This is a genomic window from Trichocoleus sp. Lan, assembly GCF_039961855.1.
In the GTDB taxonomy this organism is placed as follows: domain Bacteria; phylum Cyanobacteriota; class Cyanobacteriia; order Cyanobacteriales; family FACHB-T130; genus FACHB-T130.
Genome location: NZ_JAMPKA010000006.1, coordinates 1 through 25,151, shown reverse-complemented (window position 1 = coordinate 25,151; position 25,151 = coordinate 1). Strand labels below are relative to the sequence as shown.

Below are 25,151 nucleotides of genomic sequence, written 5' to 3'. Positions count from 1 at the left end.
CCGACTTCGAGAGAGAAATCGGGTATCTAAACCGTTGGCATTTAACCGCTTAAGGATTACTATCTGCTAACCGGATGCGATCGCTCTCATCTGGCTGTCGTTCCTTGTCCAGTTGAAAAGCTCGCCTTTTCCCAATTTTAGGGTTAGCAGCGGGAACAAAATTAGACGATTTGCGATCGTATTTATTTATCTAGCTTAATCCGGTATCCGCGCGATCGCTATGCCAGAGATTTTCCAGTTGTCTTAAGGCGGTTCTCTAAACTCGACCTTGCCTTGTTTCGAGGAAATTTTCTCTGGCGAAATTTAACCGATCTCACCCGATTGGGTTATTCCATCGTAGGAAGTTGAGACCCGGAAAATAGAGCGAATATATGCCACAAAGAAAAATATTCTCTGACTTTTAAATTTCCTTGAGGGGAAAATTATGAAAATTGGAATGCACACCACAGCACGCTCTCTCAGGTCTGCTGCTACGGTTACTGTATTATCTGCACTGATAATTGCTCCAGTCGTCCTATCAGCAAATCCTGCGGCTGCTGAGCCTGACAGAGGACGGAGGGAGCAAACCTGTTTTTTGGGGATTTGTTGGGATCGAGGAGAGTCGTCAAGGCAAGACGATTATGACCGAGATGATGACTATCGACGCGATCGGCGTAACGACGATTATGACTATCGACGCGATCGGCGGAATGGTGATTATGACTATCGACGCGATCGCCGTAACGACGATTACGACTATCGACGCGATCGCCGGGATGGCAGTTATGACTATCGCCGCAATCGGTCAAACGTTTACAACAGCATTAATCGGATTTATCAAAATGTGTTAGGTCGTCAGGCGGATAATCCTGGACTGAGGATGTATAGACAACGGGTAGAATCCGGTTGGTCACTGGAGAAAGTCCGTCATGACATTGCTGATAGTTCAGAAGCAGAACAAGCGATTAACCGACTTTATCAAACTGAGCTAGGTCGTAATGCCGATCGTGAAGGATTAAGAACCTACAAAAGACGTTTAGCAGATGGTTGGTCGCTCAATCGAGTCCGTCAGGATATTTCTAGAAGTAGAGAAGCCAGATCGAGAAGAGGTCAATAAACTTTTCTCTAGCGACCCTAAATGATTTGTGAAGACAAGATCCCCGACTTCTCTATCGAAGTTGGGGATCTGAATTGCTTGCTCACAACTTTTAGACAAGCGAGCAATGATGTTGGTGATGAAATAAGCGGGATTAATTATTTGTAGGATGTGTTAGCTTTCTTTGTCAACCATGCAGGTGTTAGGTTTGCTGGCGTTTCCTAACCTATGAAAATCTCTCTGCCCTCAATTCATGTTCCCTTCTCCGTTGACCAGGAGGGGTTAGGGGAGGGGTTCCACTGTTCTGCTTTCAACTGGTAGGCGGTTGTAGTTGACAAAGCAATAAACTAAACCACTGATTCGGATCGCTCCAAATTTGGAGTGTTTTTAAACCTCTTGTCTGAAGTTCCTGTTGCAGGGCGTCGAGGTTAAATTTGCGAGAAATTTCCGTTAGGATAGTCTCGCCGCTTTCAAATTCAATCGTTAAATTGAGGGCGTTAAGTGTGACAGTTTGCGATCGCATACTCCGCAGATGCATCTCAATTTGATGCTCGGATTCGTTATAAAACGCCCAGTGTTCAAACTGAGAAGGGTCAAAATTGCCATCAAAACGGCGATTCAGGTGGTGTAGGATATTCAGATTAAACGCCGCGGTCACGCCTTGGCTATCGTTATAGGCTGCATCCAACAAATGTTTTGGTTTTTGCCGGTCTATTCCGAGTAAGAAATACTCACCCACTTCCAGAGCCTCGGCAATTTGGGTGAAGAAGCAATCGCATTCTTGAGAATTTAAATTACCCAAGGTGCTACCCAAAAAACAGATCGTTCGACTAGGCAATTGCGTCGGTGCCAGTCGTGTCAATGCCAATTCATAAGTGCTGGCTAAAGCGTGAACCTGGAGGGAGGGATAATCAACTAGCAATTCCCTGGCACTAGTTTCTAAAATTCCAGCACTCACGTCAATGGGCAGATAGCGCAGCGGGTAGCCGATTTCTTGGTAGGCATCTAGCAGAATCCGGGTTTTTGTTGAGCTGCCACTTCCCAGTTCTACCAGTTCGCTTTCCCCCGTCAACTGAGCAATTTCACCCGCGCACTTTTGTAAAATAGCTGTTTCTGTGCGCGTTAGATAATATTCAGGTAACTCACAAATTTGCTCAAATAGTTGGGAGCCTTTGTCATCGTAGAAATAGCGCGGCGTCAGAGATTTGGGAGTCTCACTTAAACCCTTCACAACATCAGTTCCGTCAATTTCTTGATTTTGTAACTGTGCCGTGGCGCTGAGTAGATGCTCTATCTGCAAGCGTTTTTCTATCGTAGATTGGGAAGCAGTTTTACCGCTTGCAGTTTTAGAAATTGTCATTTATCCTCCGTTTGTGTGGGCGCGAACAGCCGAATCATTGCGGCATCCGCTTTTACGCGATCGCGAGGGTCAAAATAGTTGGCTATAACCGTCAGCTAGTGAAACACAAAGCTATATTGAATAAAATCATGCCTGAGCTAGATGTATTTAGACTCAGGCTACTTGTTATACATTTTCCTGATAAATCGGCAGCTTATTTCAGTAAATAAAAAATCGGGCTGTGTTGATACATGATTGAAACGCCATGTACCACTATTTCTTAGCTCCTAATTTAGCGGGGGTTGGGGGAATCGAGTCAAGCAAATTCGGTCAGCTTCCCCTAGCTCCCATCAATTAGAGGGAGAAATACCGATTGGATGCAGTACGGTTTAACCCCACCCAGCTCTTCCCCATTTACCCAGAGAAGTTCAATATTCTCCCCTCTCCGTTCACTGAGAGGGGCTAGGGGTGAGGTTCCGAGTGTGTCTATTGCACTTGAATGAAAACCGCTATAGATATAGCTACTTCGCACAGCGAAATCCAGACAAAATCTGACGGACGCTCGGATAATACCAGTTGCGGAAGCTAGAGCGCAAAGCGGCGGGACGAGTCGCCCAGCTACCACCTCTCAATACCTGATGCTCTCCATCAAAATAAGTCTTGGAATAACCAACGTAAGGGTAACTGACAAAACCGTCATAGCCATCAAAGCAGGTAGAAGTCCACTCCCAGACATTGCCGAGCATATCGTAGCAACCATAGGCACTCTGCCCAGAGGGATAAGCATTTACGGGTGTCGTTTGCCCCGCTGAGTTGTCGTGGTTACATCGCAGGGCATCTGGCTCCGCCTCGCCCCAGGGATATGTGCGGCGACACAGTGCGATCGCATCCCAACTGACTGCTTTTTCCCACTCTGCCTCAGTTGGCAGTCGCTTCCCCACAAATCGGGCATACGCTTGTGCCTCGTACCCGGAAACGCCGCAGACTGGATGATTATCCCAAGCTGTGTCAGGTGCCCAGTATAGCGGCTGATTCACGGGATTTTCTTGCAGCCATTTCCACCCAGCTTCTGTCCACCATCGGGCATTTTGATATCCTCCCGCTTCCATAAACGCCCGGTACTGTCCGCAAGTGACGGGATAACGGTCAATCCAGTAGGTATCCAAGTAAACTCGGTGAACTGGACGCTCGTTGTCTAAAGCTTCGATGGACTCGTTGCCCATCTCAAACTCACCCGCCGCAATTTCAACCATCTCCTCTAAGATGGGGTGATTGCACGTTGCCGGTAGGTTAGCACGACTTCCTACGTGGAATTGGGCGTCTCGACGCTGTAATTGCAGCACGAAGGAGATAGTTTCACTATGCTGGCTCTCATGCTGAATCAACCAGCGCCAAAGGCGTTCTTGCTCATCTAAAGGCGCGACTTCCAGGTAATCGAATACCTGTTCTCTGACTGCGTGCAGATAGCAGCGAATTTCAGTGAGCAGGGGTAAATAAACCCGTTGCATTTTGGGTAAGCCATCCGCCGCAAATAAGCGTTGATAATGGGCGATCTCTTGTCCCCCCTTTCCAAAGGGAAGTTCGAGCGTTTTACCCGCAGTACGAACCAGCAGCCACAAAGCCTCGGTGTAAGCAATGTGGCCTAAATGCCAGCCAATCGGGCTAAAGTCGGGATGCACCTGACGACAGAAGGTGTCATAGTTAATGCCTTCAAACAGTGCTAAAGTACCGGCACGGCAGCGCTGCATCGATTGTTTGATTTGTTGCCGCCGCTCATCAAGGGTACTCGCTCTGGCTACTTCAGAGTTGATGGATTTGAACTTCAAGGTCTTCTCCCACACTAATCATGCTTTGTTCGGGGAACCCGATCCAGTTGCCAGTAAACAATGGTTCAGATGCGATCGCTACTGCTTCTGGAAAGATAGGATCGTCCCGCAGCCAATACAGTGAGGGAACATTTGTTCCCTGAGCAAAGCGCGAGGCAACCATCCGATGTCCATCTGTGACAATTATGTTGGCAGAGATTGGTGTGTGGTAAGCATCAGCTAACTCGGTTAAAGTCATCAACGTTTTGTACAGTGCTTTTTCCAAGCTCATCCCAGGGTTAGATGCCAATTCATTCAGGAATAAGGCAAACATATGCTCGGAGTCTGTCGTGCCGTCAATAGATTGGTAAATTTCATCGCTCAGTCGGCTCCGAATCGGTTTATAAAGTGTCTTGCGAAAGTTTTTGATCGCACCGTTGTGAGTGAATACCAGACGCTCGGAACGAAACGGCTGGCAGTTACTCAAATCTACTGACTGACCAGTAGTAGCGCTGCGAACATTGGCAAGGACGCATCCCGACTCAATATAACGGCTGAGGTTGGAGACATTCGTATCACCCCAAATGGGCAGCAAATTTTTGTAGATAAAGGGGTCGGTCTCTTTTTGGGCGTGATACCAGCCAATTCCAAAACCATCGGCACTAACGACACCAGAGGTCATCTCGCGGGGTTCATAGCTTTGGACAATCAGCGAGTGTTCCGGTTTGGACAAAAGGCAGTCCAGTAGAATAGGCGAACCGAGGTAGCCAAGTATACGGCACATTTTCTAGGGTTTGCTCCTACATTAATGGTTGAGATTAAGCTCCAAACCTTAAAAAAGGCTGAGATTTGGGGTGAATTGGCGATAGGAAATTGCTGAGAAACCGATGAGTTTGACGTTCGTTAGATGAACGTCGTTCCACATGAAAAGCTTATTTTTGTTGAACCATCAGTCGTCCAAGAGAATCCGCAGCCAAAAGTAGCAACTTATACTGCAAATGCAAGAGCGATCGCTTTCATATTTTTGACAATACTTCATATTGTAGACACGCCATCTTTGGCTATGGCAGCGTAGAGGAGAATACCAGTCCAAAGGGGGAGCAATAATTGTCAGAGAGTTTAGCCTTTAACCCCAATCTGATTTTGCCCGTTGGAACCCAGATAGTGACTCGTGTTGAGATTCAAGATGCTGCGGGTGAAATTGCGCGATCGCGCGGCACCGTCGGCGTTATTATCAAATCACCCATTGACAACTCCCACGCCTATCGCGTCCAGTTTCCAGACGGGGGAGAGGCGTCTCTACGGCGCTCAGAACTCACCATCCACTCATCTTGGCAACAAGAAGGTCTGCAACTACCAGGAGCCGTTCTTGCCGATTTTGACCTTTACGAGTGTGTCATTTACCGCTGTATCGTCGGTTCAAGAGCCTACGGTTTAGATCATGCCAACTCTGATATTGACCGACGCGGCATTTACTTACCACCCGCCGATATCCAGTGGTCGCTCTACGGAATTCCGGAGCAGTTAGAAAATAAAGAGAACGAGGAGTGTTACTGGGAACTCCAGAAATTTTTGACCTTGGCACTCAAAGCAAATCCGAATGTCTTAGAGTGCCTCTACACACCAGGTGTAGAAATGGTGATGCCCCTGGCTGAAGAATTGTTAGGAATTCGGTCTATTTTTCTCTCTCAGTTAGTTTACCAGACATATAACGGATATGTGATGTCACAGTTCAAAAAACTTGAACAAGATATCCGTACAAAGGGGGAATTTAAATGGAAGCACGCGATGCATCTAATCCGCCTGTTGTTGTCGGGCATCACCGTGCTGCAAGAGGGTTTTGTCCCAGTTCGCGTCGAAGAACACCGACTACAACTGCTGGCTATCCGCAACGGGGAGATGCCTTGGGAAGAAGTTAACGCTTGGAGGCTCAGCTTGCATCGCCACTTTGATGACGCCTTTGCCACAACATCGCTGCCAGAACGTCCGGATTATGAAAAGGCAAATGCTTTTTTGATTAAAGCACGTCGAAGTATGGTTTAGAAATTGAATTTCAAAGATGTTAAAGACGTCAAAAAAAAAGAGGAAATTCAGATGATACCTAATGCAATGATGGTAATTTTTCCCTATCGTCATGAAGACTATTGGGTATTTGACTATGAGCCAGCCGGACTTATCCGCGAACCCTTTGTCAGCGGGATGCCTGCAATCATTGACAGTCTGGTTCAAGATATTCCCAATGCTGCTCAAGGTTTTAAACTCTTGTTTTCTCCAATCGCTTTTTCAGAGTATCAGGCAGAACTGGTTTGGGTGAGAGAACAGTACGGCGGTAACTGGTATCGCTGGGAAGCCAAAAATTTAGAAGGCTGGCTAAGTCCAGCATTGTTTAAATATTTCCCTGTAACGCCACAGAAAATCTATTGCAAGGCTGAACCAATGTCTAACGCAATGATGGTGATTTTCCCCTATCGCTACGAACACACTTGGGTGTTTGATGATGAGCGTGTCGGACTTGTACGAGAGCCTTTTGTCAGCGGGATTCCTGAGATGATCGATCTTCTGGTTAAAGAGATTCCCAATGCTGAGAAAGGTTTTAAGCTTTTGTTCTCAGGAAACCCATTTCCCGGATATCAGGCGGAACTAACTTTGGTAAGAGAAGAGTATGGTGGCAATTGGTATCGCTGGGAGTTAAATAACAAGGAAGGATGGTTATGTCCCGCCTTGTTTAAATACTTCAATGAAGCACCGAGGAAACTCTACTGCAAAGCAGAAAAGCTACGCGATTAAGCGAATGGGTAATCGAAAAGAGGTTCCTGGGAAGATAGCAACGAAGAATGAATCATTAGTAGGTTGGATTGAACGACAGTGAAGTCCAACTAATGCTTAGGAGTGTTGGGTTTCGTTCCGCAATCCAGCCTAAACTAACTTTTTGCAACCTTCCTCTTTGTAAAAGACTTTACTTGATGACACATTGCACATCCTTTCTCAATGCGATCGCTCTTTCTTCTGTCAATCCTGAAACCTTAACTCAGCTAAAAAACACCCTTAAACCACGATTTGAGTAGTTTAAGGGTGTATTTACCCGGATTTTGTAGCAGTTAATTCATACTATAAGCTTACTTCTTAACTATCGGCAATACCCATTAATAAATTATGGTAATAGCACAGCCACTACTCCCAGTCATTTCTGAGCAACCTTATCCGCTTTTGTTCGCAACAATCAGCGGCGCACATCTGTATGGCTTTCCATCTCCCGATTCTGATTATGACTTGCGCGGGTCACACATTCTGCCAGTGTCGGAGGTGGTTGGATTAGATATTGGGCGTGAAACGATAGAAGTTTCAGAAGTACGGGACAAGCTGGAAATTGACCTTGTAACTCACGATGTCAAAAAGTTCTTTTCGCTACTTCTTAAAAAGAACGGTTATGTATTAGAGCAGCTATATTCACCGCTAATTTTCCACACGACGCCAGAACATGAAGAATTAAAAGAGATTGCCAAAGGTTGCATCACCCGCCACCACTCTCACCATTATCTCGGCTTTGCAAATACGCAATGGCGGCTTTTCGAGAAAGAAAATCCGCATCGTGTTAAGCCGTTACTTTATGTTTATCGAGTGCTATTAACTGGCATTCATTTAATGCGAACGGGTGTTATAGAAGCTAATTTGGTTCATTTAAATGATATTTTTAAATTGCCTTATATTCCCGACTTGATTGAGCGAAAGTTAGCAGGAGCAGAAAAATCTGTTTTGGAAGATGCTGATATAGCATTTTATCGCGGAGAATTTAATCGTTTGTGCGGCGAATTAGAGAAAGCTAGTCAAAGTAGTCACCTGCCCGAATCCCCATCTAGTAAAGATGCGCTGAACGATTTACTGGTGCGGTTGCGCCTAGCGTCTTTTACTAATAATTAGAGGTAATTGATGGCATCTTATTGGCTGATTATGTTAGCACTTTTATTATCGGTGTAATTCTTGGCTTTCCAGGAAATATTTGGATAATTTCATCTTTATTATCGGTGTAATTCTTGCCTTTCCACTAGCAATTTTGATTAGTGCTGGGTTGGGCTGGCTGATTCAATTGATTGGTATCCGATGCCCAACTTGTAGGAAGCGGAAGCTAAAGTGTTACTCGTTGATTATGCCTACTCGTCAACCTTCTCGCAGCTTTTACCGCTGCGAAAACTGCGGGGCGCGATACAAATCTGTGAATAGTAGACCTTGGGAAGATGCATCAGGTCCAGAGTATGACAAATATTACGAGTCTGATAGTTTGTACAAGTAAGCGTAGGTTGGCTTGAGGTAACGAAATATAAAATTAACAAGTTTTTAACTGAATAATCTATTAGTGCTGTTAAGAATGGCATCTATTGCCAACAAATAATGAAGTATAGTTTAATATTTTTTCTGAGTGGTATTTACCTAATGGCATTTGGCTTGAGATTTGGTAATGCTAGATGGTTAATTCTATGGATTGGTGTTAGTTTTATTGCAGTAGGAGCAGCATACGGATGGCTGGGAGCTAAAGTATTTGGAAAACGGTCAGATGGAACGATGGGATGGCTGAATATATGCTTATTAATGCCCTACTTATTATTAACCTGGATAAGCTGGCATTTTCAAAGACTGATTGGGAAAGAGGAATGTTGTAACGAGATAGTACCTGGCATCTGGCTGGGTCGTAGAGTATTTCTTAATGAATTGCCCGATAATATCAGCTTAATAGTTGATTTAACAGCAGAATTCCCAGAACCTAAAAGCGTTACTTCAGGAAGAGCTTATATCTGCGTTCCTACATTAGATGCGTCCGTGCCAGATTATCAAGTCTTCCAAAAATTGATTGATAAAATCTGTGCATGGCAGGGGAATATTTATATTCACTGTGCCCTTGGGCATGGGCGTTCAGCAACAGTTGTTGCTGCTACACTGATTGCCAAGGGGCTTGTGAATAATGCGAACCAAGCAGAAGCACTGATCAAGAATAAACGTTCTGGAATTGAGTTTAGTAAAGCTCAGCGGGACTTGCTGAAAAGGCTAACTATTTAAAATCTGAATGCAGCAACTGCTAAACAACCCCATCCCACAATAAAGGCTACGCCTCCTAGTGGAGTAATTGGTCCCAACCACTTTACACCCGTCAGGCTCAAAGCATAAAGACTGCCTGAGAAAAGGACGACGCCAACGATGAAGGCATACCCAGCTGCCACAAGGATTGACTGTGCTGCCTCGGCGCGACTTAATAATAATGCCACCAGTAGCAAAGCTAATGCGTGATACATCTGATAACGGGCACCCGTCTCAAAGATTTCTGCTGCCCGTTCGCTGAGTTTTTCTTTCAAAGCGTGGGAGGCAAAAGCACCAGCAGCGACGGACAATCCGCCTAAAATAGATGCGATGCATAAAAAAATCTGCGTCATCATAATTTCAACTACTCTTATTTCAACAGGAAGTAATAAGAAATTCCTCCTTCCTCACTTACTTTAAAGTTAGCATCGTATTCTTTAGCTCTATCATCTAAATACTGCTTTGCCTCCGCAGCTGTTAGCTTCGCCTCTATCGCAAACTGTAAGGTGGTGATATTTCCACCGCCTTCTTTCAGTAGCTGGTAAAAGGTAGACTGGAGGCGATCGCTTGTTTCTTTCGAGTGTTGTTTCCGCAATCCCCACACCAGCCAACCTCCAAGGGCTACCGCTGGGAGTCCTAAAACTAGACCCCCGATGGCAGCGTCTCCATCTTCCTGTTTATCCTCCGGGCTAGCATTCGGATTCGGCAGGGTATAAACAATGAGCGGAATCATTAGCAAAATCCCGCCAAATGTCAGTAGCAAGCCCGCAGACAGTTTTTTGATGAGCTTCATGGTGCCCAGCCGATGTTGTCAATACAGCCGCGATCTTAACCTTACTTTCGCGTGGCTTCCAGTATGCGAGAAAAGTAAAAGCGAGTCTTCGTCATTCCTTGTCGCTGAATCGAAAAACCGTTACTTTCTAGAATTTTGACGATATCAGCCTCTCGGTGCAAATAAGCACGAGTGGCTTTGCTGGCACCGGGGAAGAAACTGCCAATTTTTTTGAGCAAACTGAGGGCTAAAGTTTTCGGCGCAAAGCTGAGAATTATCCGAGATTCTGCCATAGAAGTGAGATGAGAAATCATCTCGGCGGCTTTGTCTTGAGGATAGTGAATGAGGACATCTAAGCAAATAACGGTGTGATATTTGCCACTTAATGTTTCTAAATCTTGTACGGTGAAAGTCGGATTGCTAACGTTACCTAGAACTGACTCGGCTCTTTCCTTGGCTTCTCCGACCATTTTTTCAGAGATGTCGCTGGCATAGACTTTGGCACCCGCTTCGGCGAGGGGGATGCTGAGGCTACCGACGCCACAACCAGCATCGCAGATGGATAGAGTGGCGAGATTGTCATCGGCTTTCAGCCAGCTAAGTACGGTATCGACTGTCTGCTGATGTCCTTCGCGGATGTCTAGTTGGACTTTATTAACTTCACCATCGCCGTAAATGCGTCTCCAGCGATCGAAGCCGGTGGAGTTGAAATAGTCTTTGACAATTGTTTTATCGTCTGCTGCGTTCATGAAATTGGATTTTATCGAAGTGTTCCCAACGGTTAAACTTACCATTTATACGAACCGCAGAGGACGCGGAGAACGCAGAGGAAGAGAGGCATTGCTTATTTTAGGCATTGGGTAATAAGCGCTGCCAGGTGAGTCCATTCGTTGATTCGTCTAGATGCCAGCGCAGCAGTTGATGAGCGGGTTGATTAGGATAGGGACTGGTTTTGTTGTTTTTTTGGCGATCGCGTTTTGACGGTTCTTTGAGCAAGCCCATAGCGCGTCGTGGCGATTCGGTAGCAAGGGCGATCGCAGTCTCGACTTCACAAATCCCCCAACGGACTAGATTCTGCACTCCGACTAACAGGGGTAATGTTGTTCCCGATAAGGTTCCATCTGGGAGTCGTGCGGTGCCGTTTTTCACTTCTATCTGCCGCGTATCCCAGGGATAGATGCCATCGGGGAGTCCCAAGGGTGCTAAGGCGTCGCTAACCAGGAAAATGCCTTGCTCGGATAGCTCCCCCTGCTGCCCCTGGTTTAAGGGGGTAGAACTGGCGCGTAGCAGCAGCTGAATCATCGTCTGAGAGACGTGCTGACCATCGGCAATTAAACCACACTGTACGGCTGGATGAACCAGGGCGGCTCCTAATAAGCCGGGTTCGCGGTGATGTAATCCGGGCATGGCATTGAAGGCATGAGTCACCATCGATGCTCCCAGTTTAAAAGCTTGCTGCGCTTGGGCTTCAGTAGCTTGGGAGTGTCCCAAACTGACGGTGATCCCAAGACTTCGCAAATACGCGATCGCTTCCCCAGTTGGATCTAATTCTGGTGCCAAAGTAATCACTTTCACAATCTCTGCATCATCCCCCAAAACCCGTTTCACGTTGTCAATCGTTAGCGGCAATAGGTACTCGGCGGGGTGTGCGCCTCGCTTCTGGGGATTGAGAAATGGTCCTTCCAAATGCACCCCCAAAATCTCGGCAGTGGTTCGATCTTGGTGCTGGGAAGCGGCAAAATTAGAGAAAATGGAGAGCGATCGCTGAATGTTCTCAACCGATGTTGTAACGATGGTTGGTAAAAATCCATCAACGCCCTGATGCCATAGAAATTTACAAATTTCCGGTAGCTTATTGCAATTTTCCAGATTCAATTCTGGAAATGCCAACCCCAACGCCCCATTAATCTGCAAATCGACACCACCCAGCGACACCCAATCTCCCTCCACATCCAGCACTTGCAAATCCTCAGGTGGAACCATTTTGAATACAGTGTCCATTGACAGAATTTGCTCAATCCTGCCCTGATGAATCCAAATCTGCTGTAAGCTTTCGTAGCCTCGGAATCGAGCATTGCGAATCACGATTGGGGCAGTCATGGATAGCGTTGTTGCGTCTGTCATCACTTTTGCGACAAGATACCTAAATTCGAGCAGACACCAGTTTATCTAACAACCAACTGATATAACTCCCGAAAAAATGACTCAACCGTTAATTGGCATCATTATGGGTAGCGATTCCGATCTGCCCACAATGCAAGGCGCGATCGCAATTTGTGAAGAATTCGGCGTCGGCTGCGAAGTCGCCATCGTCTCTGCCCACCGTACCCCGGAACGGATGGTGGAATACGCCCAACAAGCCCACCAGCGCGGCATCAAAGTGATTATCGCCGGTGCTGGTGGCGCTGCCCATCTCCCCGGTATGGTAGCGTCTCTGACACCTTTGCCAGTAATTGGGGTGCCAGTCGCCAGCCGTCACCTACAGGGCGTTGATTCTCTCTATTCCATCGTGCAAATGCCAGCGGGAATTCCCGTTGCGACTGTCGCGATTGGTAATGCGAAAAATGCCGGTTTGTTGGCTGTGCAAATCTTGGCATCCCACCAGCCAGAATTACTCGAACGAGTGCAGCAATATCGCCGCAGTTTAAGCGATTCCGTGATGGAGAAGCAGCAGCTTCTGGATGAAATCGGCTATAAGCAGTATTTGGAGAAGATGCCCTAATTTTAAGGGCGAGTCAGTTGTTTTTTTAGGCTTGGCAGAGAGGAGAAACGATTGAAATCTCAAGAATAATTTTTTGATGCCAATCGCTTTGTTTACCGATAGCGAGGTGCGTCAAGAAAACTGCTGATTTCATTTTTAGCGGAACTGGAGGGGCGACAGGGGCGGTTTCTTTGAGATTTAGACCCAATCTATTCGTTGAATGTTTCGCGATCAAAGTCAAATTTAATCTTGTCCTAAAAAAAATTGATAACCTTGTTTTTGCTATTTTAGTAACAGTTTTTATCTGTTCATCAAATATAAAATAAAAAAACTTGCATTTAATTTATAGGAAAGTTTCTATAAAAGCATTTATTTAATAAAGTAATTGCTTAATTTAAGTTTCTATAATATGGGATTTCCGGAGAAATTTAAGCTTCTGAAGTCTTAATGGATTCGCTTAATAAATTTAGGCTTTTCTTTGGGGCATCCCCCCATAGATGGATATAAACTAATTTAGCTCCAAGTTCGCTCAAACTCCCGCGATTTATACTTCCAGGAGAGTTCTGCGGGTTGAGATGCCAGAGCCAGAATCTAAAAATGTAACTTTCGATACAGAATATCCCGCCTCGGAAAATACAAAATCTTAAAATTTCCCGGACAAATTAGACATCCCGTCTAGATGTTGATAAAGGAAAAAATCCCTAACGAGTTGCCTGTAAGGTTTTGTCATATACTCACTTCAAATGACTGGATTTACTGATTTTTGACTAAACCGATGGATGTGTTGGACTGATTGAGGAAAGTGCAGTGATGATGCCTAAATTAACGCTCAAAAAGAAGAAATCGAAAGCCAAAAAGAAGCGATTGTCTTCTAATTGGCAAGTCCAATCTCCCCGGACTGCCACGATGTTTAAGCAGTTGCAAATTGCCATTAAGCGGCTGACTCCAAGTTGGCAAGCTTGCATTCCTATCGCCATTTTGATTGTGATGGTGTGGGGTTATGCAGCAGTCGCCCAGGATGCTCCGGCAGCTGAGGGGCCGACAACAGCCGAGTTGAAGGTAGCGCTAGACACCCTATGGGTAGCGATCGCTGCTTTCCTGGTGTTCTTCATGAACGCTGGCTTTTGTATGTTAGAAACTGGCTTCTGCCGCCAGAAAAACGCGGTCAACGTTCTTGCCAAAAACTTGATTGTGTTTGCTCTAGCGACCGTCGCGTTTTGGGCGATTGGTTTTGGCTTGATGTTCGGGGACGGCAATCCTTTCATTGGTTTGAGCGGGTGGTTTTTGAGCGGAGCCGATAACAGCCCTGCCACCAACGATGCCTATCAAGGTGTTTTTGGCTCTCTGAAATGGGCTGGCGTTCCCTTAGCTGCTAAGTTTTTGTTTCAGCTAGTATTTGCCGGAACAGCCGCCACGATTGTTTCTGGAGCGGTTGCAGAAAGAATTAAGTTTGTTGACTTCTTAATCTTCAGCCTCTTACTCGTCGGGATTGCCTACCCGCTCACCGGACACTGGATCTGGGGCGGTGGCTGGCTGCAAACCAGAGGCTTCTGGGATTTCGCGGGTTGCACGGTCGTTCACTCAGTGGGTGGCTGGGCAGCTTTGATGGGAGCCGCATTCTTAGGGCCACGGCTTGGTAAATATCAAGACGGGCAAAGCGTTGCTTTCCCTGGTCATAACCTGAGCATTGCCACCTTGGGCACTTTGATTCTCTGGTTGGGCTGGTTTGGTTTCAACCCTGGCTCCACAATGGCTGCCGATCCAAACGCCATTACTCACATTGCCCTGACAACCAACATGGGGGGTGCTGCGGGTGGAATTGCCGCTACCATTACAGCTTGGTTGTACCTGGGTAAGCCGGATCTGTCGATGATTATCAACGGCATTTTGGCTGGCTTAGTTTCGGTGACAGCTTCCTGTGCTTTTATCAGCATTGGCAGTTCTTTGATCATCGGTTTGGTTGGCGGAGTATTAGTTGTTTTCGCTGTCACTCTCTTTGACAAAATCAAAATTGATGACCCGGTGGGCGCGACCTCAGTTCACCTGGTTTGTGGTATCTGGGGGACTCTGGCAGTGGGTTTATTTGCTGCTGGTCCTGGTGTCTATTCCTGGTACGGTGAGGGTCTTGGCCCAACCAAGGGGTTATTGCTCGGTGGTGGTCTCGGACAGTTGATCACTCAACTGATTGGTATTGTCACAGTGGGAGGCATAACCGTTCTACTCAGTACAATCTTCTGGCTGGCGTTGAAAGCGACCCTCGGTATCCGAGTCACTCCAGAAGAGGAGTTTGAAGGTTTGGATATCGGAGAACATGGCATGGAAGCTTACAGTGGATTCCTTAAGGAAGGAAGCTCTGCTGGGTTTTCTGATACTGGTAAGCATGGTGGAATGCCGACTCCGCCCGGTGAATATGTCAAGTAACGACAGATAAACCAAAAGAAAGCATTTTGTTCTTTTGAGTTTTCTCCTTTCCCCATAGAGTCCGCCCTATTCCCAACTCTATAGAGTTGCGAGTAGGGCGGATTTCATTTTTGTCGTCTATCTGTGGGTGAAATATTTATAGGCAACTCCGCTAATTTGTATACTTTGATACAGAATTGACCTGATTGAAATTGGTGCAATCAGATTCATTTGCTTAACAAAGCGATCGCGTTGATGGAACCAAATCAGTGATCAAGAAAGTTCTCATTACTTGGATACTGGCGCTGTGTCTTCTGGGTGGCCCAATGGTAGGAAATGCGCTTGCCCAAGACGCATCGCCTTCGGTGAGTCCTTCCCCGGAATTGTCCGCTCCCGCAACGGTTCCTGGGGAACCAGCCGATGCTTCGCGTCAGGAAGCGTCGCCAGCGGTTGCTGAGGCTCCGAAAATCGACACAGGCGATACCGCATTTATGCTAATTTCATCAGCCCTAGTGCTGCTGATGACGCCTGGGTTAGCTTTTTTCTATGGCGGATTAGTGCGATCGCGCAACGTCCTCAACACCATTATGATGAGCTTCATCCTCATGGGAGTTGTCGGCGTTACCTGGACTCTGTGGGGCTATAGCCTCGCCTTTGCACCCACTTCCTTGACCCCTGGAGCCGATCCTCCTTTCAGTGCCAATCCCTTCATTGGCAGCCTGAACTGGCTATTTTTGAATAACGTCGCCTTCGACCAACCCGATCCGGTCGGTTACGCTGGCACGATTCCCCATCAAGTGTTCATGGTTTACCAGATGATGTTTGCCATCATCACTCCAGCCCTAATTTCTGGGGCTATCGTGGAGCGGATGAGTTTCAAGGCATACTTCTGGTTCATCCTGCTTTGGTCTACCTTTATCTACTCTCCTTTAGCTCACTGGGTTTGGGGCAAAGGCTGGATCGGTACATTTGGAGCCTTAGATTTTGCTGGAGGAACCGTCGTACACATCAGCTCTGGCGTCTCTGCTGTCGTCGCCGCTTGGGTGATTGGGCCGCGAAAAAGCTTCATGGTGACACCACACGCACCCCATAACGTGCCTTACGTGCTACTCGGAATCGGTATGCTCTGGTTTGGCTGGTTTGGCTTTAATGCCGGGAGTGCTTTAACAGCAGGTTCCCTAGCAGCGGTAGCTTTCGTCGCCACAATGGTCGCTGCGGCAGCCGGCGGTCTCACTTGGGTCATCCTGGAATGGCTACTCAGAGGCAAACCGACAGCAATTGGCATTGCCAGCGGTTTCCTCGGCGGACTGGTTGGCGTGACCCCGGCAGCCGGATACGTGAATCCGCTCGGAGCCATCTTCATCGGTTCCGTTACCTCTGTTTGCTGTTTCTTTGCCGTCAGTCTCCGAGCCAAGTTGCAGTTTGACGATTCTTTGGATACCTTTCCTATCCACGGCGTTGGCGGGACGATAGGGGCGCTTCTGACGGGTCTGGTTGCGACGACAACCGTTAACTCAGCAGGAGACAACGGTTTATTTTTCGGCAATCCCGTCCAATTATGGGAACAGATTGTCGGTGTCTTAGCAACTTATGTGTTTGCCGGGGTGGGCACTTTTGCTATCCTCAAACTTTTAAGTTTGGCGATGGATTTGCGAGTCAAACCTAACGCTGAAGACCAAGGTTTAGACATCAACGAGCATGGTGAAGAAGGTTATGGAGAGGATTTTGCCACTGGACTGAGCTTCAAAGGCGAATAATTGGCAATTTCCATTGGCAGCTAGGCGATCGCTCGATTTGTGGATGCTAGCAATTTAAGATTAAATTCAACCTGTGCTGAATCTGATTTAGTGTGTCCACTCGCTCGAAAACCTTTCTTCCGGCTTGGGCGCTCTTGTCCCTAGCTACTAACGGGTTGCTGATGCTAACAGTAATTTTGTTGCTGAATCGGGATCGGTGGCTATCAGCTAGGTTACAAGCTAGCGATGCTACCTCTGTAGAGCCGATCCCAGAAGACGTCTCTACCAGCCTGCTGACGAAAACACTACCTTCCACACCCGCGTTAGGGCCGCGCCACCAGCTGAATTACGCTCAGTGGGTGACGCTGCTCAGGCAAGAAGCGGAGGTAGCCGCAACCAAAAATCCCAAACATTTAACCGTACTGGCTGGGGATTCGCTCAGTCTGTGGTTTCCTTCGGAGCTATTGCCCACAGAGCGCACTTGGCTCAATCAAGGAATTTCTGGAGATACTTCAGGGGGTTTGCTCAACCGATTGGATGTGTTGGACGAAACTCAGCCGGAAACGATCTTGGTGATGATTGGCATTAACGACCTGATCCGAGGGGTGGGCGATCGGAGAATTCTGGCGAACCAGCGACAGATTATCCGCTATCTGCGACGGGTTCATCCCCAAGCACAGATTGTTGTGCAGTCGATTTTGCCCCACGGCGGTAAAAAGTCAACCTGGGTGGGACGCGATCGCCTGATTGCTATCCCTAGCAGTCGCATCCGCGAACTAAACCGACAACTGGGCGCGATCGCTCGTTCGGAATCTGTCAGCTATCTCGATCTCTATCCCCTGTTTGCCGATAGTAACGGCAATATACAGCCCGAACTGACGACGGATGGCTTGCACCTAAGTCCCCAAGGCTATGTTATTTGGCGCTATGCCCTTCAATTCTTCATGCAGGTGGAAACAGAACCCAGCAAAGCCAATTAAAAATTCCTGGCTTTGACTTTGCTGGGTTACGCCAGCTGAGCGTCCAGGCATTTTATGATCGACGAGGAGAACCACCAGAATGAGAGAGGAAACGGCTGCATGGATACAAAAGCCTTCAAACGGTCATTAAACAGTTCTGAGAACTACCATCGCAAGGGCTTTGGTCATCAAGAGGAAGTTGCTGGTGTCCTCAAATCCGAGTATCAGAGCCATCTCATTCAGGAAATTCGGGAAAACAACTACACCCTGAAACGCGGTGATGTCACCATCCGGTTAGCCGAATCGTTTGGTTTTTGCTGGGGTGTGGAACGCGCCGTCGCAATGGCTTATGAAACCCGCCAGCACTTCCCGACCGAGCAGATTTGGATTACTAATGAAATTATTCACAACCCTTCTGTGAATCAGCGCTTGCGCGACATGAAAGTAGGGTTTATCTCAGTAGAGAAAGGGGAAAAAGACTTCTCCGTTGTCGATGCGGGTGACGTGGTGATTTTACCGGCATTTGGTGCCAGCGTTCAGGAAATGCAGCTGCTCAACGACAAGGGTTGCAAGATTGTGGATACAACCTGTCCTTGGGTTTCTAAAGTTTGGAATACGGTCGAAAAGCACAAGAAAAAAGCTTACACCTCGATCATTCACGGCAAATACAATCACGAAGAAACTGTCGCCACCAGTTCTTTTGCTGACAAGTATTTGATCGTGCTGAATCTGGCACAAGCGGAGTATGTCTCTAACTACATTCTCAATGGCGGGAGTCGCGACGAATTTATGACAAAATTCAGCCGCGCTTGCTCAGAGGGATTCGATCCCGACACCGATTTAGAGCGGATTGGTATTGCTAATCAAACCACGATGCTCAAGAGCGAAACCGAGCTAATCGGCAAGCTATTTGAGCGCACGATGATGAGAAAGTATGGGCCAAGCGAGTTGAACGAGCATTTCCAAAGCTTCAACACCATCTGCGACGCCACTCAAGAGCGGCAAGATGCCATGTTTCAGCTAGTAGATGAAAAACTAGATCTCATGGTGGTGATTGGGGGGTTCAATTCTTCCAATACGACGCACTTACAAGAAATTGCCATTGAGCGGAAAATTCCTTCCTATCACATCGATAGCGCCGAGCGAATTGGCCCTGGCAATCGTGTGGAGCATAAGCCGCTGGGTGGCGATTTGGAAGTTCAGGAAAATTGGCTCCCCGCTGGTCCCATCGTGGTAGGAGTTACTTCTGGAGCTTCAACTCCCGATAAGGTGGTAGAGGATACGATCGAGAGGATTTTTGAGCTGAAAGTGGCTGCGGTGGTTTAACAAAATTAGGGGATGAATTCGTTTTGAGTTTTGAGTTTTTCTTCAATTCAAAACTCAAAACTCTCAGCTTTTTTGGGCACCATCTGTAACTGGGGAAGCATCGTTAAACTGCTGCTGATTGTAGTTGTAAAGCGTGCGGATGGGGTAAGGAATGTTAATGTCAGCGCGATCGCAAGCTTGTTTGATCGCGATCATCACCTTGGTTCTAGTGCGGCGCACATCTACCTTGTGCGGCGATGTCCAATAGCGGACGACCAAGTTCATCGAGCTATCACCAAAGCCCAATCCATCTACTTCCGGTGCTGGCTTCGATAAAACGCCCTCGACTTTTAACACGGCTTCGAGCAGAGTTTCGACGGCGTAGGGTAAAGGGGTATTGTAATCAACGCCAATTTCTAAATCAGTCCGGCGGTGGGGCATCGCCGTCAGCACTTGCACCGGACTGGTAAAGACGATTGCATTTGGCACGACGATGCGCTCTCCCTGATAGGTGATAATTTGGGTGGCGCGCAGGGAAATTTCTTCAATCGTTCCCTCGAAACCGTTTACTATCACTTGATCCCCCAACCGAAACGGTTCCTGCAACAGCAGCAGGACTCCCGCCAGAAAATTTTTAAAAATATCTTGAAAGGCGAAGCCAATCGCTACCGAGCTGAGTCCCAGCAAACCAATGATGTCGCCCAGCCGCAAGTCTGGGAAGGCAACAACACAGGCGAAGAGAATCCCTACCACCCAGGTTCCTACAAAACTGGTCTGCACGAGTAGCAGGCGCAGTGATGGGTTTTTCAGGGCACGCCTGCCAACGCCACGGACGAGCCGCCGAACTAGATTCGCTCCATACCGGGTTAAACAGAGGATCGCGATCCCCATCAAAATTCCTGGTAGTGCCTCAATAGTTTGACCCATCAGGTTTAATAAGCTCTGTTGGATTTCTTTAATCAAAGCAGCCATAGGCGAAGGGGATCAACTTAACTTTTGCCAGGATATCAAATATCTCAAAACCGCTCGGTTTTTCGCTTGTGGTTTGGAGTGAGTGAGCGATCGCTTTTTGGTTGGCTCTCTTCGGACGCCCAGTGTGTTCCACAACACCAGTAAATAGGAAGTCGCCCGCTCCTGCGCTCACGGCATCCCTTGACTTCCCCAAAGGAACACCTCGCCCAATTTAGCTCCAGCAAAGCATTTGGCAATTTTGTAACGGAATGTTAAGCAGAATTTATTAAAATTTATTGCGATTCGTTGATGCAGTTGCTAAGGTGTGCTTAAGAGTTGCTTCTGGTCAATGCCCGTATTTTAGGAGACGTGCCATCCATGCTCTACATCAAACTTGGCTGTACACCCATTCACTGATTGCAGGATTGCCTGAAACTTTATTTCTCTGACGGTACACCAACCTTGCTAGACGGCGGAGGAATTTCTTTGTTTCACGATTCAAAATGCATTTCTTCAATTTCATCTGGTTCCTAACTCGTGTTCCCCTTACGTACTGCCAGTCCAACTCTTATTTGACTGAAGTTTCCCGGAAAGACATTTCTCAGGTTTGTCTACAAAAATAGGGTTCCCTGCAAGAATTTTGAGAAATGTCTTGCTCCCAACAGTTCAGTTCAACTCATCTGTAATTACGAGTTACTGTTTTCCTCACTGCGAGCTTAGAAGATGCTACCTCTACTTCTTGCATCTTGAACTCGGCACTATCAGCGCGGTGAGACCTCAAATGGAGAAGGTTTAAGTTATGAATATTCAAGGAAAGACGGCTCTGATTACTGGAGCTTCCCGTGGAATTGGGCGAGCGATCGCGCTTGAACTCGCGCAACAAGGAGCTAAACGCCTGTTGCTGGTGGCACGCGACGCAGATCGCTTAGCAGAAGTCGCCGCCGAAGTCGAAGCACTTGGCGTAGAAGCCGCGATTCTACCTTTGGATCTGGCTCAGATAGTAGAAGTGAATATTGCGATCGCTCAAGCTTGGCGAGATTATGGTCAGATTCATCTGCTCGTCAACTGTGCGGGAGTTGCACACCAAGCGCCCTTTTTGAAATCTCAACTCCCAGATGTGCAGCAAGAAATCGCGATTAATTTAATGGGAATGTACACCATGACTCGTCTGGTTGCTCGACGTATGGCAACCCAACGGGAAGGAACCATCGTGAACGTTTCTAGCTTGATGGGTAAAATTGCCGCACCGACGATGGCGACTTATTCCGCCACTAAGTTTGCAATTTTGGGATTCACCCAAGCCTTGCGCGGCGAACTCGCTGACTACAATATCCGGGTGATGGCTTTGCTGCCATCTTTGACCGACACTGACATGGTGCGAGAATTAAAGTGGTTTCGCTGGGTAGTGCCTACGACTTCTCAAAAAGTTGCTCAAGCACTCGTTACTGGACTGCAAAAGGAATCGCCAGAAATTTTGGTGGGATGGCAAAGTCATTTAGCTGTGTGGTGCAATCGCATTGCACCTTGGCTGCTAGAGAAAGTTTTACTGCTAGCAGCACCCCTGTCGAAGTATAAACAAAAGCGCTACCACAGACTCCGAGAGGCTGGAATAATTTCGCGTTAAAGTCTGCTGTTAACAGGCGAATCTGATTCCAGAGTAGAGACGCGATTAATCGTGTCTCTACTTTAGCTGTGAAATTTATTTCCAGGCTCCGAGCGTTAGTGCCATTTAACCTAACTGTATTTGGATAGACTGATTGCAGATAAAGAGATGTTAACGATGAGTCAAAATCGCCAGATATTAGATGGCATTGCCGAACGCATCCAAGTAATTGTCAATGCTGAAACAGCCTCCGTGGTACTAGCTGAGTCCGAAGGGGAAACCGTCTACTATGCGGCAGCAATAGGCAAGCACGCTGAGTGGGTGTTGGACAAAAGGGTTGCCGCAGCGACTTCCGGATTGTGTGGTACGGCATTTCAGAGCGACAAACCCGTGTTAGTTTGTCGTACTGAGGGCGATCGCCGAGTCCGGCAAGATCATGCTAAAGCGTTGGGAATTGAGACAGCTTTAGCCGTACCACTCTACTACGAAGGCAAGCTTTTGGGAGCGCTACAAGCTTGGAATCGTAATGACGGCAGCTTATTTGACGAAGAAGCAGAACGTGTTTTGGCTGCTTACGCCTCTGAAGTTGCTCCACTGGTTTATCAATACCAGACAACCATGAAGTAGAGGGTAATTTGCAAGGAAAAGCGATCGCGCTTGCAGTGTGGGGAATGCGATCGCGCAAGTGTGAAGGGGATGAGATCGCTTACTCAGCAGTATCTTCAATTTACCGCTATTGTACCTGCCAAACCTTAACAGTTTTATCATAACTACCACCACCGCTAACGAGAGTTTTTCCATCAGGACTGAAACCAACTGACTCAACATAAGATTGATGCCCAGAAAGGGTGCCGATTTCTAGTCCAGTTTGTATATCCCATAGTTTAATGTTTTTGTCATCACTCCCACTAGCAAGGATTTGACCATCAGGGCTGAACGCCACAGATGTCACCTGATCAGTGTGACCGCTAAGAGAACGAATTAGCTGTCCTGTTTGCCAGTTCCATATCATGATGTTATGGTCTTCACTACCACTAGCTAAGGTATTACCTTGAGGACTAAAGGCAACAGCACGAACACACCTTTGATGACCCTCTAAGGAGCTAATTTCTTCTCCTGTTTTTCCGTCCCAGAGTTTGATAGTTTTATCGCAACTTCCACTGGCAAGTATTTGCCCGTCAGGACTGAAAGCGAGGGACTGAATATAATCTGAATGCCCAGAAAGCGTGCGGATTTGTTCTCCAGTATTCACGTCCCATAATTTAATTGTTTTGTCATCACTTCCACTAGCAATAATCTGTCTATCAGGACTGATAGCAACGGAAGTAACACGGTCTGAATGCCCAGATAAAGAGCGAATTTCTTTTCCAGTACGTGCATTCCACAATTTAACGGTTTTGTCATTACTCCCACTGGCTAGAAGCTGCCCATCAGAACTGAATGCGACTGCACGAACCTTTAGAGAATGTCCAGAAATTGTTTTGATTTCTCTTCCGGTATTTAGGTTCTACAGCTTAATACTGTCATCATCACTGCCACTAGCTAATGTTGTTCCATCAGGGCTAATAGCTACTGAACGAACCGCAGCAAACACTCCTGAATGCCCTGTGATATTGTAAATTAGCAATGCCTGACTGTAATCGTTAATTGCTTCGTTATATTTCCCTTGTCTATCGTAGGCAATTCCTCGGCTATAGTAGGCTTCGCGGTATTTAGAATCCAGCTTAATTGCTTCATTTAAATTTTCAACCGCCTTCTGATTCTCTGCCAAGTTTAAGTAAGCAAGACCCCGTTTGTAGTAAGCATCAGCGTAATAGGTACTGGCATCTTCCGCTTTGCTTTCAATCACCTCATTAAAATCTTCAATCGCTTTTTCATGTTCTCCCAATTCACCCCAGATAGAACCACGCCTTAAAAAGGCAGATGGATAGTCAAGATTGAGATCGAGTGCCACGTTCAAATCTTCAATCGCTTTCTGATAATTTCCTATTCCAAGGTAGATGGTTGACCGACCTAAATAAGCATCGTAAAAGTCAGGATTGCGCTTAATAGCTTCGTTGAAATCATCAAGTGCTGCCTGATAGTTACCCAATTTAATGTAGACAGCGGCTCGTCCAAGTAGTGGTTCAACATAGCGATCTGGATCGGGTTGCCACTTGCCGTCCTCTGGCTCAAAAGGAAACTTGGGATTTACAGCCAATGCTTTAGTATAATCTGCTATTGCTTTCTGTTGATATTCATTCGATTTTTCTTGATACTTAATAATTTGTTGCTGATATCCAAGTTTTTTTTGCTTGTTGCTTAACTCTAATTCCTGCTTTTCAATATCTCTTAGGTGATATTCAAGGGCTTTTTGCTCATCCCCTAATCTTGAATATGCACGTCCTCGACTAACATAACCTTCTGCAAAGTCGCCTTTACTTAAAGCATTGCTGTAATCCTTAATAGCATTCTTATAATCCCCTTTCTCTCTAATTTTCTTTAATCCGTCTTTATAGAATTTCAAAATAGAAGAAGAGGTATTTTCCTTGTCACCAATATTAATGTTAATCAAGTTTAACTCTTGAACTGTAAAAAAGGAATCAATCCTTACCAAAGAAAGAGTAGGTGCAAAAGTAGGCGCAAGGGTAGGTGCTAGGGTAGGTACAAAGGTAGGTGCCAGGGTAGGTGCAAAAGAAGGGCTAAGAACAGAATTAGCAGAGAGAACTGAATTATCAGACAAAAAACCCCTGCCAGAGGTAATAAAATTTCCTAATTTTTCAAAAAAACTGAGCGGATTTTTTTCCAATGATACTGGCTGAAGTTGATTGATTAGGAGAGCTTCAGTAGCTAAAGCTTTATTTATGCTGACACCAGGGATGACAACCCATACCAGACTGATAATTAATGCAAAGAAAACCGAAAGCGCAAGTTTAGGGAGTGGCTGTAGTTTAGCTATAGAGAAAGTTTTCAGCTTTTGGAGGAAGTCAGCTTGTTGCGATCGCAGCAGGGTAGTCCAGTCCATGCTCATACTAATTTGATTGACCTTACCAGGAATCCAAACTTAGTATTCCCAGTAAAGCGTCAAAAATCTCAAAGTGAGCGAATGAACTACCCTAAAGCTTGCGATCGCAACAATTTATCAGCCCAAGCCGCATCTGCGTCTGATAGCGATCGCAATAGCTCATAAACCTAATCTATTAAACCCCTTCTTTACCTCTTAGCCTCATCCTCAATTCTTAGCCCCCTCCTTGCTTGCGGGGAGGGGGTTGGGGGTGGGGTTCTACCCCATATCTTACCTAAACAAATTAGAGTTAAATCTACTCAATGCAAAACAATTAAGAACACGTGAGTTCGGGTTAAATAGACTCAGGCAAAAAGGCATCGGGTAGGAGGGACGGTTTCTTGGGCTGGTGGCAGTAGGCAATCAACCCGCAGACCAAGTTGACTCTTCAGTTG

At 46.6% G+C, this 25,151-nt stretch carries 25 protein-coding genes; 14 read left to right on the top strand and 11 right to left on the bottom strand.

Annotation, left to right across the window (positions count from 1 at the left end):
- The first annotated feature begins 424 nt into the window (after window positions 1-424).
- Complete coding sequence (locus tag NDA03_RS07230) at window positions 425-1,096, top strand: DUF4214 domain-containing protein (RefSeq protein WP_348237696.1); 672 nt, start codon at window positions 425-427, stop codon at window positions 1,094-1,096.
- Window positions 1,097-1,385: 289 nt separating this feature from the next.
- On the opposite strand, the gene egtD is transcribed toward NDA03_RS07230, so the two are convergent.
- The 3 genes from egtD to egtC all read right to left on the bottom strand — a co-directional run bounded on the left by egtD (window position 1,386) and on the right by egtC (window position 5,003).
- Complete coding sequence (gene egtD, locus NDA03_RS07225) at window positions 1,386-2,435, bottom strand: L-histidine N(alpha)-methyltransferase (protein ID WP_348237695.1); 1,050 nt, start codon at window positions 2,433-2,435, stop codon at window positions 1,386-1,388.
- Between the two features lie 500 nt (window positions 2,436-2,935).
- Window positions 2,936-4,225, bottom strand: a complete 1,290-nt coding sequence (locus tag NDA03_RS07220) for an SUMF1/EgtB/PvdO family nonheme iron enzyme (RefSeq protein WP_348237771.1) — start codon at window positions 4,223-4,225, stop codon at window positions 2,936-2,938.
- Window positions 4,215-5,003, bottom strand: a complete 789-nt coding sequence (gene egtC, locus NDA03_RS07215; RefSeq protein WP_190526751.1) for an ergothioneine biosynthesis protein EgtC — start codon at window positions 5,001-5,003, stop codon at window positions 4,215-4,217. Before egtC ends, NDA03_RS07220 begins: the two co-directional genes overlap by 11 nt.
- A gap of 123 nt (window positions 5,004-5,126) precedes the next feature.
- Between egtC and NDA03_RS07210 the strand changes: the two genes are divergently transcribed.
- From NDA03_RS07210 to NDA03_RS07190, 5 genes are all read left to right on the top strand, one after another.
- Window positions 5,127-5,294 (top strand): hypothetical protein, encoded by a 168-nt coding sequence (locus NDA03_RS07210; protein ID WP_190411385.1) that lies wholly within the window; start codon window positions 5,127-5,129, stop codon window positions 5,292-5,294.
- 32 nt (window positions 5,295-5,326) lie between these two features.
- Window positions 5,327-6,262, top strand: a complete 936-nt coding sequence (locus tag NDA03_RS07205) for a nucleotidyltransferase domain-containing protein (protein ID WP_348237694.1) — start codon at window positions 5,327-5,329, stop codon at window positions 6,260-6,262.
- A 393-nt stretch (window positions 6,263-6,655) separates the two neighbouring features.
- The gene (locus NDA03_RS07200) at window positions 6,656-7,006 is read left to right on the top strand and encodes a DUF6717 family protein (protein ID WP_190411478.1); all 351 of its coding nucleotides are present in this window, start codon (window positions 6,656-6,658) and stop codon (window positions 7,004-7,006) included.
- 366 nt (window positions 7,007-7,372) lie between these two features.
- Complete coding sequence (locus NDA03_RS07195) at window positions 7,373-8,137, top strand: nucleotidyltransferase domain-containing protein (RefSeq protein WP_348237693.1); 765 nt, start codon at window positions 7,373-7,375, stop codon at window positions 8,135-8,137.
- A 510-nt stretch (window positions 8,138-8,647) separates the two neighbouring features.
- Window positions 8,648-9,268, top strand: coding sequence for a dual specificity protein phosphatase family protein (locus NDA03_RS07190; RefSeq protein WP_190534791.1), 621 nt, complete (start codon window positions 8,648-8,650; stop codon window positions 9,266-9,268).
- Here the strand turns inward: NDA03_RS07190 and NDA03_RS07185 are convergent.
- The 4 genes from NDA03_RS07185 to nagA form a co-directional block, all read right to left on the bottom strand.
- Window positions 9,265-9,639, bottom strand: a complete 375-nt coding sequence (locus NDA03_RS07185; RefSeq protein WP_190534835.1) for a DUF423 domain-containing protein — start codon at window positions 9,637-9,639, stop codon at window positions 9,265-9,267. The genes NDA03_RS07190 and NDA03_RS07185 overlap by 4 nt on opposite strands.
- Window positions 9,640-9,656: 17 nt before the next feature.
- On the bottom strand, window positions 9,657-10,079 hold the full coding sequence (locus tag NDA03_RS07180) for a hypothetical protein (RefSeq protein ID WP_190436438.1): 423 nt from the start codon (window positions 10,077-10,079) through the stop codon (window positions 9,657-9,659).
- A gap of 41 nt (window positions 10,080-10,120) precedes the next feature.
- Complete coding sequence (gene bchM / locus NDA03_RS07175; protein ID WP_190534788.1) at window positions 10,121-10,807, bottom strand: magnesium protoporphyrin IX methyltransferase; 687 nt, start codon at window positions 10,805-10,807, stop codon at window positions 10,121-10,123.
- Window positions 10,808-10,907: 100 nt separating this feature from the next.
- Window positions 10,908-12,182 (bottom strand): N-acetylglucosamine-6-phosphate deacetylase, encoded by a 1,275-nt coding sequence (nagA, locus tag NDA03_RS07170; protein WP_348237692.1) that lies wholly within the window; start codon window positions 12,180-12,182, stop codon window positions 10,908-10,910.
- Window positions 12,183-12,258: 76 nt separating this feature from the next.
- On the opposite strand from nagA, the gene purE reads away from it, so the two are divergent.
- The 5 genes from purE (at window position 12,259) to NDA03_RS07145 (ending at window position 19,180) form a co-directional block, all read left to right on the top strand.
- Window positions 12,259-12,780 carry a 5-(carboxyamino)imidazole ribonucleotide mutase gene (purE, locus tag NDA03_RS07165; RefSeq protein ID WP_190411392.1) on the top strand — a complete coding sequence of 174 codons (522 nt, stop codon included), beginning with the start codon at window positions 12,259-12,261 and terminating at the stop codon, window positions 12,778-12,780.
- A gap of 789 nt (window positions 12,781-13,569) precedes the next feature.
- Window positions 13,570-15,180, top strand: a complete 1,611-nt coding sequence (gene amt / locus NDA03_RS07160) for an ammonium transporter (RefSeq protein ID WP_190411393.1) — start codon at window positions 13,570-13,572, stop codon at window positions 15,178-15,180.
- A 248-nt stretch (window positions 15,181-15,428) separates the two neighbouring features.
- Entirely contained in the window at window positions 15,429-16,916 is a 1,488-nt protein-coding gene (locus tag NDA03_RS07155; protein WP_339380590.1) for an ammonium transporter, read from the top strand.
- A 92-nt stretch (window positions 16,917-17,008) separates the two neighbouring features.
- Window positions 17,009-17,875 (top strand): SGNH/GDSL hydrolase family protein, encoded by an 867-nt coding sequence (locus NDA03_RS07150; RefSeq protein ID WP_339380495.1) that lies wholly within the window; start codon window positions 17,009-17,011, stop codon window positions 17,873-17,875.
- A 99-nt stretch (window positions 17,876-17,974) separates the two neighbouring features.
- Window positions 17,975-19,180, top strand: a complete 1,206-nt coding sequence (locus tag NDA03_RS07145; protein WP_190411395.1) for a 4-hydroxy-3-methylbut-2-enyl diphosphate reductase — start codon at window positions 17,975-17,977, stop codon at window positions 19,178-19,180.
- Between the two features lie 63 nt (window positions 19,181-19,243).
- On the opposite strand, the gene NDA03_RS07140 is transcribed toward NDA03_RS07145, so the two are convergent.
- Both NDA03_RS07140 and NDA03_RS07135 read right to left on the bottom strand, forming a co-directional pair.
- Window positions 19,244-20,131, bottom strand: a complete 888-nt coding sequence (locus NDA03_RS07140) for a mechanosensitive ion channel family protein (RefSeq protein WP_348237691.1) — start codon at window positions 20,129-20,131, stop codon at window positions 19,244-19,246.
- Entirely contained in the window at window positions 20,115-20,303 is a 189-nt protein-coding gene (locus tag NDA03_RS07135) for a hypothetical protein (RefSeq protein WP_348237690.1), read from the bottom strand. Before NDA03_RS07135 ends, NDA03_RS07140 begins: the two co-directional genes overlap by 17 nt.
- Window positions 20,304-20,909: 606 nt before the next feature.
- Here NDA03_RS07135 and NDA03_RS07130 point away from each other — a divergent pair.
- Together NDA03_RS07130 and NDA03_RS07125 are read left to right on the top strand one after the other, a co-directional pair.
- A complete protein-coding gene (locus tag NDA03_RS07130) occupies window positions 20,910-21,734 on the top strand; it encodes an SDR family NAD(P)-dependent oxidoreductase (RefSeq protein WP_190534782.1) in 825 nt (274 codons plus the stop codon).
- A gap of 156 nt (window positions 21,735-21,890) precedes the next feature.
- Window positions 21,891-22,340 (top strand): GAF domain-containing protein, encoded by a 450-nt coding sequence (locus NDA03_RS07125; protein WP_348237689.1) that lies wholly within the window; start codon window positions 21,891-21,893, stop codon window positions 22,338-22,340.
- A gap of 106 nt (window positions 22,341-22,446) precedes the next feature.
- Here the strand turns inward: NDA03_RS07125 and NDA03_RS07120 are convergent, their stop codons facing one another.
- Both NDA03_RS07120 and NDA03_RS07115 read right to left on the bottom strand, forming a co-directional pair.
- Window positions 22,447-23,199: a WD40 repeat domain-containing protein gene (locus NDA03_RS07120; RefSeq protein WP_348237770.1), complete on the bottom strand. Its 753-nt coding sequence runs from the start codon at window positions 23,197-23,199 to the stop codon at window positions 22,447-22,449.
- Window positions 23,200-23,220: 21 nt separating this feature from the next.
- The gene (locus NDA03_RS07115; protein ID WP_348237688.1) at window positions 23,221-24,717 is read right to left on the bottom strand and encodes a tetratricopeptide repeat protein; all 1,497 of its coding nucleotides are present in this window, start codon (window positions 24,715-24,717) and stop codon (window positions 23,221-23,223) included.
- Between NDA03_RS07115 and NDA03_RS07110 the strand changes: the two genes are divergently transcribed.
- A complete protein-coding gene (locus NDA03_RS07110) occupies window positions 24,688-24,882 on the top strand; it encodes a hypothetical protein (protein WP_348237687.1) in 195 nt (64 codons plus the stop codon). The two genes, NDA03_RS07115 and NDA03_RS07110, sit on opposite strands and share 30 nt — an antisense overlap.
- Window positions 24,883-25,151 lie beyond the last annotated feature (269 nt).

What these genes read in the sequence shown, in the direction of transcription:
- egtD (WP_348237695.1), bottom strand. Translation starts at nt 2,435, where the DNA reads ATGACAATTTCTAAAACTGCAAGCGGTAAAACTGCTTCCCAATCTACG.
- NDA03_RS07210 (WP_190411385.1), top strand. Translation starts at nt 5,127, where the DNA reads ATGAACGTCGTTCCACATGAAAAGCTTATTTTTGTTGAACCATCAGTC.
- NDA03_RS07185 (WP_190534835.1), bottom strand. Translation starts at nt 9,639, where the DNA reads ATGACGCAGATTTTTTTATGCATCGCATCTATTTTAGGCGGATTGTCC.
- NDA03_RS07230 (WP_348237696.1), top strand. Translation starts at nt 425, where the DNA reads ATGAAAATTGGAATGCACACCACAGCACGCTCTCTCAGGTCTGCTGCT.
- nagA (WP_348237692.1), bottom strand. Translation starts at nt 12,182, where the DNA reads ATGACAGACGCAACAACGCTATCCATGACTGCCCCAATCGTGATTCGC.
- bchM (WP_190534788.1), bottom strand. Translation starts at nt 10,807, where the DNA reads ATGAACGCAGCAGACGATAAAACAATTGTCAAAGACTATTTCAACTCC.
- NDA03_RS07195 (WP_348237693.1), top strand. Translation starts at nt 7,373, where the DNA reads ATGGTAATAGCACAGCCACTACTCCCAGTCATTTCTGAGCAACCTTAT.
- NDA03_RS07200 (WP_190411478.1), top strand. Translation starts at nt 6,656, where the DNA reads ATGTCTAACGCAATGATGGTGATTTTCCCCTATCGCTACGAACACACT.
- NDA03_RS07140 (WP_348237691.1), bottom strand. Translation starts at nt 20,131, where the DNA reads ATGGCTGCTTTGATTAAAGAAATCCAACAGAGCTTATTAAACCTGATG.
- NDA03_RS07190 (WP_190534791.1), top strand. Translation starts at nt 8,648, where the DNA reads ATGGCATTTGGCTTGAGATTTGGTAATGCTAGATGGTTAATTCTATGG.
- purE (WP_190411392.1), top strand. Translation starts at nt 12,259, where the DNA reads ATGACTCAACCGTTAATTGGCATCATTATGGGTAGCGATTCCGATCTG.
- egtC (WP_190526751.1), bottom strand. Translation starts at nt 5,003, where the DNA reads ATGTGCCGTATACTTGGCTACCTCGGTTCGCCTATTCTACTGGACTGC.
- NDA03_RS07180 (WP_190436438.1), bottom strand. Translation starts at nt 10,079, where the DNA reads ATGAAGCTCATCAAAAAACTGTCTGCGGGCTTGCTACTGACATTTGGC.
- amt (WP_190411393.1), top strand. Translation starts at nt 13,570, where the DNA reads ATGATGCCTAAATTAACGCTCAAAAAGAAGAAATCGAAAGCCAAAAAG.
- NDA03_RS07115 (WP_348237688.1), bottom strand. Translation starts at nt 24,717, where the DNA reads ATGGACTGGACTACCCTGCTGCGATCGCAACAAGCTGACTTCCTCCAA.
- NDA03_RS07145 (WP_190411395.1), top strand. Translation starts at nt 17,975, where the DNA reads ATGGATACAAAAGCCTTCAAACGGTCATTAAACAGTTCTGAGAACTAC.
- NDA03_RS07130 (WP_190534782.1), top strand. Translation starts at nt 20,910, where the DNA reads ATGAATATTCAAGGAAAGACGGCTCTGATTACTGGAGCTTCCCGTGGA.
- NDA03_RS07125 (WP_348237689.1), top strand. Translation starts at nt 21,891, where the DNA reads ATGAGTCAAAATCGCCAGATATTAGATGGCATTGCCGAACGCATCCAA.